Annotated in this window: 13 protein-coding genes; 9 read left to right on the top strand and 4 right to left on the bottom strand. The window is 63.3% G+C overall.

Annotated elements, in window-relative coordinates; translation table 11 throughout:
* Window positions 1–30: 30 nt before the first annotated feature.
* The 9 genes from EVC45_RS37395 to EVC45_RS37355 all read left to right on the top strand — a co-directional run bounded on the left by EVC45_RS37395 (window position 31) and on the right by EVC45_RS37355 (window position 10,891).
* Window positions 31–843: an ABC transporter substrate-binding protein gene (locus EVC45_RS37395; protein WP_373683112.1), complete on the top strand. Its 813-nt coding sequence runs from the start codon at window positions 31–33 to the stop codon at window positions 841–843.
* 97 nt (window positions 844–940) lie between these two features.
* Window positions 941–2,089: a porin gene (locus tag EVC45_RS37390; RefSeq protein WP_129963148.1), complete on the top strand. Its 1,149-nt coding sequence runs from the start codon at window positions 941–943 to the stop codon at window positions 2,087–2,089.
* Window positions 2,090–2,406: 317 nt separating this feature from the next.
* A complete protein-coding gene (locus tag EVC45_RS37385) occupies window positions 2,407–3,444 on the top strand; it encodes a substrate-binding domain-containing protein (protein ID WP_129963147.1) in 1,038 nt (345 codons plus the stop codon).
* Window positions 3,445–3,817: 373 nt separating this feature from the next.
* Complete coding sequence (locus EVC45_RS37380; protein ID WP_129963146.1) at window positions 3,818–5,029, top strand: sugar ABC transporter substrate-binding protein; 1,212 nt, start codon at window positions 3,818–3,820, stop codon at window positions 5,027–5,029.
* A 92-nt stretch (window positions 5,030–5,121) separates the two neighbouring features.
* Window positions 5,122–6,060 carry a carbohydrate ABC transporter permease gene (locus tag EVC45_RS37375; protein ID WP_129963145.1) on the top strand — a complete coding sequence of 313 codons (939 nt, stop codon included), beginning with the start codon at window positions 5,122–5,124 and terminating at the stop codon, window positions 6,058–6,060.
* A 1-nt stretch (window position 6,061) separates the two neighbouring features.
* The gene (locus EVC45_RS37370) at window positions 6,062–6,874 is read left to right on the top strand and encodes a carbohydrate ABC transporter permease (RefSeq protein ID WP_129963144.1); all 813 of its coding nucleotides are present in this window, start codon (window positions 6,062–6,064) and stop codon (window positions 6,872–6,874) included.
* 44 nt (window positions 6,875–6,918) lie between these two features.
* On the top strand, window positions 6,919–7,989 hold the full coding sequence (locus EVC45_RS37365; RefSeq protein WP_211193539.1) for an ABC transporter ATP-binding protein: 1,071 nt from the start codon (window positions 6,919–6,921) through the stop codon (window positions 7,987–7,989).
* Window positions 7,990–8,053: 64 nt separating this feature from the next.
* A complete protein-coding gene (gene yicI, locus EVC45_RS37360) occupies window positions 8,054–10,378 on the top strand; it encodes an alpha-xylosidase (protein WP_129963143.1) in 2,325 nt (774 codons plus the stop codon).
* A gap of 123 nt (window positions 10,379–10,501) precedes the next feature.
* A complete protein-coding gene (locus EVC45_RS37355; protein WP_129963142.1) occupies window positions 10,502–10,891 on the top strand; it encodes a type II toxin-antitoxin system VapC family toxin in 390 nt (129 codons plus the stop codon).
* Between the two features lie 128 nt (window positions 10,892–11,019).
* Here the strand turns inward: EVC45_RS37355 and EVC45_RS37350 are convergent, their stop codons facing one another.
* The 4 genes from EVC45_RS37350 to EVC45_RS37335 all read right to left on the bottom strand — a co-directional run bounded on the left by EVC45_RS37350 (window position 11,020) and on the right by EVC45_RS37335 (window position 14,082).
* Complete coding sequence (locus EVC45_RS37350) at window positions 11,020–11,787, bottom strand: ABC transporter ATP-binding protein (protein ID WP_129963141.1); 768 nt, start codon at window positions 11,785–11,787, stop codon at window positions 11,020–11,022.
* A gap of 36 nt (window positions 11,788–11,823) precedes the next feature.
* The gene (locus EVC45_RS37345) at window positions 11,824–12,537 is read right to left on the bottom strand and encodes an ABC transporter permease (RefSeq protein ID WP_129963140.1); all 714 of its coding nucleotides are present in this window, start codon (window positions 12,535–12,537) and stop codon (window positions 11,824–11,826) included.
* Window positions 12,534–13,223, bottom strand: coding sequence for an ABC transporter permease (locus EVC45_RS37340; protein ID WP_129963139.1), 690 nt, complete (start codon window positions 13,221–13,223; stop codon window positions 12,534–12,536). Before EVC45_RS37340 ends, EVC45_RS37345 begins: the two co-directional genes overlap by 4 nt.
* An 85-nt stretch (window positions 13,224–13,308) precedes the next feature.
* Window positions 13,309–14,082, bottom strand: a complete 774-nt coding sequence (locus tag EVC45_RS37335; protein ID WP_129963138.1) for an ABC transporter substrate-binding protein — start codon at window positions 14,080–14,082, stop codon at window positions 13,309–13,311.
* Between the last annotated feature and the right edge of the window lie 589 nt (window positions 14,083–14,671).

Raw genomic sequence — 14,671 nt, 5'->3', positions numbered from 1 at the left:
GAGCGCGCCTCTTTCCGGCTTGGAGACACCATGAAACGACTGATCCGTTCCACCCTGTTGGCATCCGCCTGCGCGGCTGTCTGCGCGTTGACCGCGATGCCGCCGACCGCGTCGGCAGCCAGCCCGGCAAACTCGCAGACGCTGGCGTTCGGCGTCGATCCGACCTTTCCGCCATTCGAATCGAAGACGCCCGACGGCTCGTTCGTCGGCTTCGACATCGATCTCGGCAACGCGATCTGCGCGCAGCTGAACGTGCATTGCAAATGGGTCGAGCAAGGCTTCGACGGCATGATTCCCGCGTTGAAGGCGCGCAAGTTCGACGCGATTCTGTCCGCGATGACGGCGACGCCCGCGCGTCGCGCGCAGATCGATTTCACCGACAAGCTCTATGGCGGCTCCGCGCGACTCATCGCGCCGGCCGGCTCGAAGCTGCAGCCGAGCGTCGACTCGCTACGCGGCCACCGCATCGGCGTGCAGCAGGGGGCGGTGCAGGAGAGCTACGCACGGGCGGAATGGGCGCCGAACGGTGTGACGATCGTGTCGTATCAGAGCCCCGACCAGATCTACGAAGACCTGTCGACGGGGCGTCTCGATGCGTCGTTCCAGGCGTCGGTTCAAGCCGATCTGGGCTTCCTGCGCACGCCCCGCGGCAAGTCGTTTGCGTTCGCCGGCGCGGAAGTCAAAGACCCGCGCGCGACCGGCGACGGCATCGCGATCGGCGCACGCAAGGGCGACGAGCAACTGATCGCGAAGATCAACCAGGCGATCGACGCGATTCGCAAGAGCGGCACGTACGACAAGCTCGCGCACAGGTACTTCAGTTTCGACATCTACGGCGACTAAGCCGATCAGGCGATCGGGCGCGGGCAACCGTCACGGCGTCTGCCCGCTTGCCCGTCGCGGCGAACGATAACGACAGCGACTAATGGGTCTGGAGAAAATGCAGAAAAAACAGTTGGCAGGACTATTGATTGCAAGCGGTATCGGGGTCGGTGCGCACGCGCAAAGCAGCGTGACGCTGTACGGCCTGATCGACCAAGGCCTGACTTACACGAGCAACGTGCAGGGCCACTCGAACTGGGAATTGATGAGCGGCGAGGCGCAAGGCAGCCGCTGGGGGCTCAAGGGCTCCGAGGATCTGGGCGGTGGTCTGCAGGCGCTGTTCCGGATCGAGAACGGTTTCGACGCGAGCAGCGGCCGTCTGATGGAAGGCGGCCGCATGTTCGGTCGCCAGGCCTATGTCGGGCTTTCGAAGGACGGCATCGGTTCGCTGACGTTCGGCCGTCAATACGATTCGCTGGTGACGTTCCTCGGACCGCTGACCGCGAACGGCAACTGGGGCGGTTTCATGTTCGACCACCCGTACGGCAACGACAACACCGACAACTTCTTCCGGCTCGACAACGCGGTCCAGTTCAATAGCGCGAACTGGTCGGGCTTCCAGCTGAGCACCGCCTACGCGTTCTCGAACAGCGCCGGGCAGTTCTCGAAGAACAATGCGCAGAGCGTCGGCGCCGGCTATACGAACGGACCGTTGACGATCGGCGTGGGCTACCTGAACGTCAACGATCCCGGCGCGAACACGGTAGGCGCGGTCACGACCGACGACGCCGGCTTTCTCGCGAGCCGCCAGACGGTGTACGGCGCGGGCGTCAGCTACAAGCTCGGGCAGTCGACGCTCGGCTTCGTCTATACGCACACCGATCTGAAAGACCCGACCTCGTTCCAATTCATCAGCGGCTCGATCGTGCCGCCGGGGCAGACGCTGTCGTCGCTGAAATTCGACAACTTCGAGGTCAACGCAACGTATTACGCGACGCCGGCACTGCTGCTCGGCGCGATGTACTACTACACGCAGGGCAAGCTCGATGCGTCGGCGAGCGACGCGAAGCTGCACTGGCAGATGGTCGGCCTGATCGCCGACTACACCCTGTCGAAACGGACCGACGTGTATATCGCCGGCACGTATATGAAGGTGAACGGCAACTCGGGCACCGCGCTCGACAAAGCGTATATGACCGCCGCCGACGATTCGTCGTCGGGTAGGGAGCAGGTGATGGCGCGGATCGGCCTGCGTCATACGTTCTAAACGACGCGGGCTGCCAGCGCGTAGCCCGCTATGCCTGTTTCAGGCTGCCTGCCGCTTCATTGGTTCGCATGCCCCGCTGATGCCCAACCTGAAATCGAGGTCTGGCCGCGGGGCTACAATGAGCCCCGGCCTCACCTACGGCCAGCGGCCGAAGCCATCAAACGCGTCGAAGACTAACGCCTGACCCAGTCCACGCCCTTCAGGCGGTCCGGTGCGAGTAACTCGACAGCAGCCCTCCGGTGACGTACCGTTATGGCCTTGCGCATCGGGCTCGCACCTCGAGCCCGGGCAGATTTCCTTCATCAATAGACAGGCGCATGGATATTCGGGAATTAGCCAGAGAGCTCAAGCTGTCCATTTCGACTGTTTCGCGCGCCTTGAACGACGCCGACGAGGTGAGTGCCAAAACGCGCGAACGTGTCCGCGCCGCGGCGCACGAACTCGGCTACGCACCCAGCAAGTCCGCGGCGAGTCTGCGCCGGGGCCGGCTCGACGTGGTCGGCCTGATGCTTCCGGTGCGGCGTGAAGAAGAGACCTACACCCTCGGCATCTTCATGAGACTCGCCGATGGCTTGCAATCGGTTCTGTCGCAGCATGGCATGGATCTCGTCATGTACTCGAGCGAGTCCTGGGACGACGAGGTCGCGCGACTGCGGCGCATCGTCGATCGCCGCCAGGTGGACGGCGTGATTCTCGCCGGCACGCGGCGCCACGACGAGCGGCTCGACTATGTCGCGAGCCGCAATTTTCCGTTCGTCGCGTTGGGCCGCAGCGAGTCCGGCGGCGAGCACACGTGGGTCGATCTGGATTTCGAGGCGGCCGCTGCCGCGGGTGTCGCGCGACTCGTCGCAGGTGGACACCGGCGCATCGCGCTGGCGATTCCCGACGGCGACGCGATGCAGGCGCACATCTATCTGCGTGCATGGAAGAAGGCGATGAAGAGGCACGGACTCGAGGTGCCCGCGGGGTACGTGCAGCGCAACAGGCTGTCCGAGCGTGGCGGGTATCTGGCGACCGAGGCGCTGCTCGCGCTCGACGACGCACCGGACGCGCTGATGTTCCAGAGCGACTGCATGGCGATCGGCGCCTATCGGAAGCTTCACGAAATGGGCCAGACGCCGGGCCGCGATCTGGCGATCTCGGGCGGCGTGCTGGCCGGTGAGGTGTCGGAATACCTCGCGCCGCCGCTGAGCGGCTTCACGCTGGATGCCCATGGACTGGGGCAGCGCCTCGCACGCGCGCTGCTCGCCCAGTTGCCCGACTTTGCCGAAACCTATCGTGCCGAGCGCGAGCCGCTGCTGTGGCCGTTGACCCTGCGCGACAATGAAGACGCTGTGCCCCCGGTAGCGCGATAGCAGCCGTCTCGCCTGCATCCACCTGTCTGTCACGTGGTTCTCGCCGCGCCGGTGCGCATTGTGGTTTGCGCCAAATGCAATTGCGATTTTCGTGGGTGGCTTGACGACGCCTGCCTCCGGGATGATCATTCAAGCGTTCCCGGAAACGTTTCCGGAAACCCGGTTGCAGCGGCGCGAAGTTGGTTCCGTGCGCGACTTGACGACGCCTCCCTGTGAGGCGATGATGCGAAGGTTTCCGGAAACGTTTCCGGAAAACCGGCCGCGACAGCACGACACCTCGTGCTGCTTCGCAAACCGAACGAGACGGCTCCCGCACAGCCCGAAGAAGAAATCTAGACAAAGCGCGGTCGCGGCGCGCAAAAACGGAGACAGCATGAAGAAGCTACTTGCCGCATCCGCGGCCATCGGTCTGGCATTCTCGCTTTCCTGCGCGCCGCTGCATGCGGCGTCGCTGTCGGTTTGGGCGGTGGACGAGCCCGACGACTACACCGCGAAGATGGCGCAGGAATTCGCGAAGCTGCATCCCGATGTCCATCTGCAGATCCGCAAAGTGGGCTTCGCTGCGCTCAACGACGAAACCATGCGCGCCGTGATGTCCGGCAACATGCCGGACGTCGTGCCCATCGACAACCCGAACACGGCGATGTTCGCCTCGAAGAATGCGCTGCTCGATCTCGGGCCGTACCTCGCGAAGTCGAAGGTCATCGACGAGAAGACGATCTTCCCTGGGCCGCTGAAGAATGCCACCTGGAACAGCAAGGTGTATGCGATTCCGCGCGGCACGAACACGCTGGCCATGTACTACAACAAGGACATGTTCAAGGCGGCGGGGCTCGATCCCGAGCATCCGCCGCAGACGTGGGACGAGCTGTACGCGGACGCGCAGAAGCTGACCGACGCGAAGAAGGGCGTGTACGGCCTCGCGTTTTCCGCGATCAACACCGAAGAGGGCGTGTTCCAGTTCCTGCCGTTCGTTCAGGCGGCGGGCGCCGACTGGAATCGCCTGAACGATCCGGGCGCCGCCCGGGCTGCTGCGTTCTGGCAGAAGCTGCTGGACAGCAAGGTCGCGTCGCAGGACACGCTCACGCATAGCCAGTCGGAGGCGGCCGCGACGTTCATCAACGGCAATGCCGCGATCGACATCGACGGTCCGTGGGAACTGGGTGCCGTCGACAAGGGCGCGAAGTTCAAGTGGGGCGTGGCGCTCCTGCCGGTCGAGAAAGCGGGTGGTCCGCGCGCATCGGCGCTGGGCGAGCAGAATCACGCGATCCTGCGCGGCGCGAAGAATCCGGATACGGCGTTCCAGTTCCTCGAATACATGTACGCGCAGCGCGACCGCAACTGGAACGACTTCGGCATGCAGCCGCCGTCGAAAGACACCAATACGCAGAACCCGAAATGGCCGCAGGCGTATCAAGTCTTCAACGAGCAGATGCAATACGCCCGTCCGCGCGGACCGAACCCGCAGTGGCCGAAAATCTCGAAGGCGATCTCCGATGCGGTCCAGTCCGTGATCACGCATCAGGCCACGCCGCAACAGGCGATGGCAGCGGCGGCGAAGACCGTGCAGGAAGTCAGCAACTAGGCACTGCGCTGGACATGATCGAGGTGGCCGAACGCCGGGCGTCAGGCGTCGGCCGGCTTCGCGCGCTGTCCCGTCTTTGAGCGATGAACGCTATGAACACACTGTTACGCCGTATCCCGCGCGATCCCGCTAGCAGGATCCTGGGCCGCATTCCGCGCGCCCATGCCTTCGAGATCTCGCTGGCGGTTTTCGCGCTGCTGTATCTGCTGGTCTTCGCCGGTCTGCCGCTCGTCTACAACATCGTGCTGTCGTTTCAGCAGGTCGATCTGATGGCGCCTGCGACGCTGCTGCGTCCGTTCGTCGGACTCGCGAATTACCGCGATGTGTTCAGCCGGCCGGAAATGCATCAGGTCGTCGTAAACACGGTGCTGTTCGTCGGCTTGTCGCTGACCTTCCAGGTGCTGATCGGCTTCCTGCTGGCATTGCTGTTCGCGCAGGACTTCCCGTTCGCGAGCCTGATGCGCGGCCTGTTTCTGGCGGGCTGGATCATGCCGGGGCTGGTGGTCGGCGTGATCTGGAAGCTGATCTTCGCCGGCGACTACGGTGTGCTCAATCATGTGCTGATGCAAATGCACATACTCGATGAAAAGATCTTCTGGTTGTCCGATCCCCGCTGGTCGCTCTATGCGGTGATCGCCGCCAACGTGTGGCTCGGTGTGCCGTTCAACATGCTGCTGCTATCGGTCGGGCTTGCGGCGATTCCGGCGGACCTGTACGAAGCGGCCGAACTCGACGGCGCGAATGCGCTGCAACGCTTCACCGGCATCACGCTGCCGATGATGAAAGCCACGCTGGGCGCCGTGATCGCGCTAGGCGCAATCATGACGATGCAACAGTTCGACCTGATCGCGGCGCTCACGCAGGGCGGTCCGGCCAACTCATCGCAGGTCGCGCAATTCTGGTCGTGGCAGCTCTCGCTGCAAACCTTCGAGGTCTCGGCTGGCTCCGCGGTCGCCACGATGATGCTGGTGCTCGTGCTGATCGTCGCGGTGATCTACGTGCGCTCGACGCGCAACGAAAGGATGGTCTGACATGAAGCGCTATGTCCTGTTCGTCATCGCGCTGTGCGTGACCGCGGTCTATCTGTTCCCGCTGTACTGGATGTACATCACGGCATTCAAGAGCGCCGGCGAGATGTTCCACTTTCCGCCCACGTTCTGGCCGCAACATCCGCAGTCGCACCTGTGGCGGGTGTTCAGCGACAGCGGCATGGGCAACTTCCTGTGGAACTCGTTCGTGACCGCGTGCGGCACCGTGGCGGTGACCGTGCTGATCGGCACGGGCGCGGCCTACGCGTTGGCGTTCGTGCAGAACCGCTGGACCAGCTTCGCGATCTTCGCGGTGCTGGTGCTGCAGGCACTGCCGTCGAGCCTGATGGTGACGCCGATCTTCACCGCCTTCAAAAGCCTCGGTCTGCTCGATACCCCTCGCCTGGCTGTGGTGCTGGCGCAGATCACGAAGACGCTGCCGTTCTATATCGTGCTGTGCCGCCCGAGCTTCGTGCAGGTGCCGCGCGAGTTGCGCGATGCGGCGCTCGTGGATGGCGCGTCACCGAGGCGGGCATTTTTCAGCGTGATTTTGCCGCTTGCGATCAACGGGATTCTGGTCTCGGCAATCCTCGTGTTCCTGCAATCGTTCGGCGAGTACGTCTACGCGCGTTCCTTGATTCTCGATGACCGTTACCAGACCGCCACGGTTGGCCTGTCCGCATTTGTCGGGGCAACCAAGGTCGACTGGATCGGCATCATGACGTACTCGGCGATCTTCGTCACGCCGATCCTCGTCGTCTTCATGCTGCTGCAACGCAGGATCGTGGCTGGCCTGACGGCCGGCGCGCTCAAGTAACGCATACCTTATTTTTGCCGGCGCCGGCCGGTCGGAGAATCGCTGTGGATCGCATACAGATCGAGCGGCTGAGCAAGAGCTACGGATCCGTTCAGATTTTGAAGGACATCGACATCAGTGTGCCCGAAGGGTGCTTCGTCGCGCTGGTCGGTCCGTCGGGCTGTGGCAAGTCCACGCTGTTGCGCACCATCGCCGGCCTCGAACAGATCACGGGCGGCACGCTGCGCATCGACGGCCAGGTCGTCAACGACGTGCCGCCGCGCAAGCGCGATGTCGCGATGGTGTTCCAAAGCTATGCGCTGTATCCGCACATGAACATCGAGAAGAACATGTCCTACTCGATGCGGCTGCGACGCGCGGCGCCACGCGCGATCCGGGAGAGCATCGACAGCGTCTCCCGCACGCTGGGGCTGGACCATCTGCTCGAACGCATGCCGCGCCAGTTGTCGGGTGGACAGCGTCAACGCGTGGCAATGGGCCGCGCGATCGTGCGCAATCCGAAGGTGTTTCTGTTCGACGAACCGCTGTCGAATCTCGATGCAGCCCTGCGCGTGCACATGCGCACGGAGATCCGCAAGCTGCATCAGCGCCTCGGCGCGACCTCGGTGTACGTCACGCACGATCAAATCGAGGCGATGACGATGGCCGACCACGTCGTCGTGCTGCGCGCGGGCCAAGTCGAGCAGCAGGGCGCTCCGCTGGCGCTGTATCACCGGCCGGCCAACCGGTTCGTCGCGGGCTTCATCGGTTCGCCGGCGATGAACTTCATCGAGGCCGTGATCGGACCCGATGGGCACAGCGCGCATTTCGGCGGCGCGAGCGGGCAGACGCTCGCGCTGGGCCGCTCGCTGCAGCCGGGCACCGAGGTCTGGATCGGTTTGCGTCCCGAACATCTGCGCTTGCAGTCCACTGCCGGCGGCCTGCGTGGCGTGATCGACGTGGTGGAGTCCACCGGGTCGATGAGCTTCGTCACCGTGAAGCTCGATGGCGTTGCGGCGCCGGTGCTGGTTGCGCAAGCCGGGGTATGCGCGATCACGAGCGGCGACGCGTTCGGTCTCGTCATCGCGAGCGAGCACGTCCATGTTTTCGACCGCAACAGCGAACGCGCGCTATAGGCGAATAGCACGCGCTCCGCGATTGGGCGGAACCAGCAATGAACACCATTCGAGAAACACGTAAATGAAAATCAGCGATGGCAACTGGTTGATCCGTGACGGCCTGAACGTATCGTATTCGGCGGCACCGCACAGCGTGGAGATCGTCGGCGACGAACTGCTCGTGCACGTGGCGCCGCGTGACGTATCGAACCGCGAACGACAGCTCGATACCGGGCTCTTTACCTGGCGTTTCTTTTCGCCGCAAAGCGGCGTGATCGGCGTGCGCGTCGAGCACTTTTCCGGCGCGCTCGACCGTGGCCCGCATTTCGCGCTCAACCGCGAGCCGGGGACCGTCGTGACGAACGACACCGCGAACGAGGCGACCTTCACGAGCGGCTCGCTCACGGTGCGCGTCGTCAAGTCGGGCGACTGGTCGGTCGATTTCCTGCGTGACGGCGAGCGCATCACCGGCAGCGGCTTTCGCGCGAGCGGCCAGGCCCACGATGCAAGCCAGCACGGCGCCGCATTCATGTTCGAGCGGCTCGATCTGGGCGTGGGCGAAAACGTCTATGGCCTCGGCGAGCGCTTCACCGCGTTCGTGAAGAACGGCCAGGTGGTCGAGAGCTGGAACCGCGACGGCGGCACGGGCACCGATCAGGCGTACAAGAACGTGCCGTTCTATCTGACCAACCGCGGCTACGGCGTGCTGGTGAATCACCCGGAAAACGTGTCGTTCGAAGTGGCAAGCGAGAAGGTCGCGAAGGTGCAGTTCAGCGTCGCCGGAGAGCGGCTCGAATACTACGTGATCGACGGTCCCACACCGAAAGCCGTACTCGAACGTTTCACGCAACTCACCGGGCGGCCCGTGCTGCCGCCCGCGTGGTCGTTCGGCCTGTGGCTCACCACGTCCTTCACGACGAATTACGACGAAGCCACGGTGAACCACTTCATCGACGGCATGGCCGAACGCGGCATCCCGCTTCACGTGTTCCACTTCGACTGCTTCTGGATGAAGGCCTTCCACTGGTGCGATTTCGAGTGGAACCGCGAGACCTTTCCGGACCCGCGGGGCATGCTGGCGCGGCTGAAGGCGCGCGGACTGAAGATTTGTCTGTGGATCAATCCATATATCGCGCAGCCGTCGCCGCTCTTTGCCGAAGGCATGGAGAAGCGCTACCTGCTGCGCAAGCCGAACGGCGACGTCTGGCAGTGGAACCGCTGGCAACCCGGCCAGGGCATCGTCGACTTCACGAACCCCGCCGCGGCGCAATGGTACGCGGGACACTTGCGGCGACTGCTGGAGATGGGCGTCGACTGCTTCAAGACCGATTTCGGCGAGCGCATTCCGACCGACGTGGTCTACCACGACGGCTCCGACCCGCAGAAGATGCACAACTACTACAGCTACCTCTACAACAAGGTGGTGTTCGACGTGTTGCGCGAGGTGCGCGGCGAGGGCGAGGCGGTGGTGTTCGCGCGCTCCGGGACCGTGGGCAGCCAGCAGTTGCCCGTGCATTGGGGCGGCGACTGCAGCGCGACTTACGAGTCGATGGCCGAGACGCTGCGCGGCGGGCTCTCGCTAGGCCTGAGCGGCTTTGGCTTCTGGAGCCACGACATCGGCGGCTTCGAGCACACCGCGCCCGCCGACGTCTACAAGCGCTGGTGCGCGTTCGGGCTGCTGTCGAGTCATAGCCGCCTGCACGGCAGCAAGTCGTACCGCGTTCCATGGTTGTTCGACGATGAAGCGGTGGACGTGGTGCGTCACTTCACCGAATGGAAGTCGCGTCTGATGCCGTATCTGTTCGACGCCGCGCGGCAGGCGGTCGATCACGGTACGCCGATGTTGCGTGCGATGCTGCTGGAGTTTCCGGACGACCCGAGCTGCGATTATCTCGACCGCCAGTATCTGCTCGGCGACGCACTGCTGGTCGCGCCGGTGTTCAATGCCGCGGGCGACGTGGACTTCTGGCTGCCGGCGGGGCGCTGGACGCATCTGTTCACCGGCAGGCAGGTCGAGGGCGGCAGGTGGGTGCGCGAACGACACGGCTTTCTGAGTCTGCCGTTGTACGTGCGGCCGAACACGCTGCTCGCGATCGGCACCGAGGACCAGCGTCCCGATTACGACTACGCGTTGCGCAGCGAGCTGCATCTGTTCGAGCTGGAGTCGGGCGAATCGGCCAGCGTGACTTTGCGCGGCCGGGACGGTGCGGCGGTGACGAGCGTGAGCGTGACGCGCAACGACAAGATCCTTCGGATTAGCGCTCATGGCGTCAAGGCAGCCTTGCCGCTGGCATTGAGGCAATGGTCGGCGTTGCGCGATGCGGGCGGCCTGGAGGTGCGCTCGCACGAGGCAGGCGTGCTGCTCGTTCTGCCCGAGGGGGACAGCGAACACACGGTGTACGTGTGACCGCCTGAGCGCTTGCCGGTCTCGCATATGCGGTCGGTGTGGCGCGCACAATCGTGGGTAGGAAGAAATGGAACGACAGACTTCAACAGCGGTGTTCCGCACTGAGCGAGCGGCGAGAGTTCGATGATCGTGCTCGATACCACGGCCTTGATCATGTGGCTGGGCGGTCACGACAAGCTGAGCGTGACGGCTCGTGACGCGATCGAGCGCGAAATGCAGGTGGGTGAAATCGCCATTTCGATGATCAGCGTCGTCGAGGTAGCCGAATACGTCGATGACGGCCGGCTGAAATTGTCTGTCGATACGCGGCGCTGGTTGTCGACCTTGGCGTCGATCGAGGGCATGCGGGTGGTGCCGGTCGATATGGCTATCGCGGTACAGGCCGCGGCATTGCCCACCCTGCTCACGTCGCACCAGCGGCTGATCGCCTCCACGGCGATCGTGCTTGGCGGCATGCTGATCACGCCTGACGCGCGTTTGCGCGCGTATTCCTATGGGGGGGCAATCTGGTGAGTAACGGCGCGGGCGGCGGCCGTGCAAACAGGATTTGACGGAAGTCCGCCCGCTAACGTGACGCACTTCGTCCTGGAGATGATTCGGAGTAGGGCGCGAGGCTGAACGACGCGCCATACCCGTTGCCGCTACTTCAACCGTCCGGCCAAAAACTGCTGCAACCGCTCACTGCGCGGATTGGTCAGCACCTGCTGCGGATGCCCTTGCTCCTCGATCTTGCCTTTGTGCAGGAACACGACATGATTCGACACGTTGCGCGCAAAGCCCATTTCGTGCGTGACGACGATCATCGTGCGGCCTTCTTCGGCGAGCGCCTGCATCACGCGCAGCACTTCGCCGACGAGCTCGGGATCGAGCGCCGAAGTCGGTTCGTCGAACAGCATCACCTCGGGCTCCATCGCAAGCGCGCGGGCAATCGCGACGCGCTGCTGCTGACCGCCCGACAGATGCGACGGATATTTCTTTTCCGTATTGGCCGGCAAACCGACCTTGGTCAGATACTTTCGAGCGCGTTCCTCGGCCTCCGCACGGCTCAATCCCAGCACGCTGATCGGCGCCTCGATGATGTTCTCGAGCACGTTCATGTGCGCCCACAGATTGAAATGCTGGAACACCATCGACAGACGCGTGCGCATCGTCTGCAACTGCTTCGGATGGGTCACGCGCAGCGAGCCGTTGCGATCACGGCTCGTGTTGATTTCCTCTCCGTTCAGCGTGATGCGCCCGGAGCACGGCGATTCGAGAAAGTTGATGCACCGCAGGAAGGTGCTTTTCCCGGAGCCGCTCGACCCGATGAGGCTAATCACGTCGCCCGCCTTCGCGTTCAGCGAGACGCCCTTCAATACCTCGTTGTCGCCGAACTTCTTGTGCAGGTCGTCGACTGTCAGCTTGTACATGCTCGTATGCTCCATCATGGCGCGAATGCGCCCGGGTTAATGCCCTTGCGGTTTCAGATATGCCAGCAAACGGATTTCCAGCTTGCGGAAGCCCCAGATCAGCCCGAACACGATCGACGCGTACAGGAGCGCCGCGATGCCGTAGGCCTGGAACGTCGCGTAGGTCGCCGAGTTGACGTCGCGCGCCACCTTCAGGATGTCGGGGACGGTCGCCGTGAACGCGAGCGTGGTCGCGTGCAGCATCAGGATCACCTCGTTGCTGTACGAGGGCAGCGCGCGCCGCAGCGCCGAGGGCAGGATGATGCGCGTATACAGCTTGAATTTCGACATGCCGTACGCCTGGGCCGCCTCGATCTCACCGTGCGAGGTCTCCCGGATCGAGCCCGCGAAGATCTCGGTGGCGTACGCGCATTCGTTCAGCGCGAACGCGAGCAGCGTGCAGTTCATCGCATTGCGAAAGAAGCTGTCGAGCATCGCGTGCGAATGGACGAAATGCAGACTGTAGAGCCCCGTGTAGATCAGCAGCAATTGAACATACAACGGCGTGCCGCGAAACACGTAGGTGAACAGCCAGACGGGTCCGGAGATGTAGCGGTTGCGCGACGCGCGCGCGATCGCGAGCGGCACGGCCAGCACGAAACCCATCACGATCGACGCAACCAGCAGCCACAGCGTGATGACGAGGCCGGTGTAGTTGAAGCCGTCCGTGAAAATGTAGTTCTGCCAGTATTGACGGATCAGTTCGATCACAGCGCGGCCCTCCGTACGCCGATCGAGTAGCGCTTCTCGAGGCGGATCAATACCAGATTCGAAATGGTGGTGATGGCGAGGTAGATGGCCCCGGTCGCCAGCGTGAAGAAAAAGAACGACTGCGTGCTCTTGCCGGCATCCTGCGATGCCTTGACCACGTCCGCGAGACCGATGATCGACACCAGCGCGGTGGCCTTCACGAGCACCTGCCAGTTGTTGCCGATGCCGGGCAGCGCGAAGCGCATCATCTGCGGGAACAGGATCCGGGTGAACACGCGCCGCGCGCTCATGCCGTACGCGAAGCCCGCTTCGATCTGCCCGCGCGGCACGGACAGAAACGCGCCGCGGAAGGTTTCGGTGAAGTACGCGCCGTAGATGAAGCCCAGCGTGATCACACCGGCGAGAAACGGATCGATGTCGATCTGCTCCATGCTGAACATGTCGGTCAGATCATTGAGCCAGATCTGGATGCTGTAGAACAGCAACAGCATCAGTACGAGGTCGGGCACGGCGCGGATCAGCGTCGTGTACATCGTGCCGATGCGCGAAATCACGCGGTTGGTCGACAGCTTCGCGGCGGCGCCGAGAAGTCCCAGCGCGAACGATGCCGCGAGCGACAGCACCGCGAGCTTGATGGTTACCCACGTGCCCGCGAGGAGTAGCGGACCGAAGCCTTGAAACAGCATGGGAGTGTCCTTGTTGAAGGAGCGAACCGCGCGCCTGTGCGCGCGGGGCCTGGCGCTCGGGTGGAGCGGGCTCGTGGGGCTGGACTTAACTGCCGTACACGTCGAAGTTGAAGTACTTCTGCTCGATCTTCTTGTACGTGCCGTCCTTGATCATGTCGGCGATCGCCTTGTCGACCTTGGTCTTCAGATCTTCGTCTTCCTTGCGCAGGCCGATGCCCGCGCCGTTGCCGAGGATGCTCGGATCGTCGATGTTGTTGCCGACGAAGTCGAAGCCCGCGCCGCGCGGCGTCTTCAGGAAGCCCTGGTCAGCCTGCACCGCATCCTGCAGCGCTGCGTCCAGACGACCCGATTGCAGGTCGTTATAGACCGCGTCCTGGTTCTGGTACGGCACGACCTTCACGCCCTTCGCCTCCCAATAGGTCTTCGCGTAGGTTTCCTGGATCGTGCCCTGTTCGACGCCCACCGTCTTGCCCTTCAGCGAGTCGGCGCTCGGCAGGATGCCCGAGCCCTTCTTCGCGACGAGGCGCGTCGGCGTGTTGAACAGCTTCGACGAGAAAGCGATCTGTTCAGCACGTTTCGGCGTCATCGACATCGACGACAGCACGCCGTCGAACTTCTTGGCCTTCAGTGCCGGAATCATGCTGTCGAAGTCCTGCTCGACCCACACGCACTTCGCGTTCAGGCGACGGCAGATTTCGGTGCCGAGGTCGATGTCGAAGCCGACCAGCTTGCCATCCGTCGCTTTCGATTCGAACGGGGCGTAGCTTGCATCCACGCCGAAGCGGACCGTGGACCAATCTTTGGCGAAGGCGCCGGTGGCAGCGAGCGCGAGGGCGAGGGACAACGCAAGTTTCTTCATAAAGTCTCCGGGATGGATACTGCGGGGTGCGATGTTGTATAGACAAATTATCCCGTACGAGAGACGAGCGACAATCAGGGTTAGTGCTTACGGGCACTAGGGAGGGAGCCGGGAAATAGGCGTAAAAGCCTTTATGGACATGGTTTACAGGCTTATTGAAAGGATGCCTGAGAAAACGGGAATTTCGCGTATACCCGCGGTCTATACCGTGGTGGGTATCTTGTCCATACAACTTGGTTACGGCGATGTCCGCCTGACCGCCCGGCCGCGAACCGGGCCACCCACGCGTAGGGCGCCGGACTTTTCGCAACTAGCGTCACGCGTTTGCGACTGTGCGACCGGGTCAGCGCGATTGGCCCGGCCGGCAGCACCGCGACGGCTCCCGGCCAGGATTCGCCGTTCACGCGCGTCGTCGGTCGGACGTTCAGGCTTCGGCTTCGCTCCATCGCAACGGTCATTCGACCGCTCTTGAAGTCCGTCGCGTCATCGGCCTTATGCAAAGCTTTCCATAAGGCCGATTATGCCAAGTTGTTGATTATGGAAAGTAGCTGGTCGGAATCCGGGGCGCGAGCTGGTAGACAGCGGGCGG

The organism is Paraburkholderia sp. UYCP14C (genome assembly GCF_004197395.1).
GTDB lineage: Bacteria > Pseudomonadota > Gammaproteobacteria > Burkholderiales > Burkholderiaceae > Paraburkholderia.
This window is presented reverse-complemented; position numbering and strand designations above follow the sequence as displayed.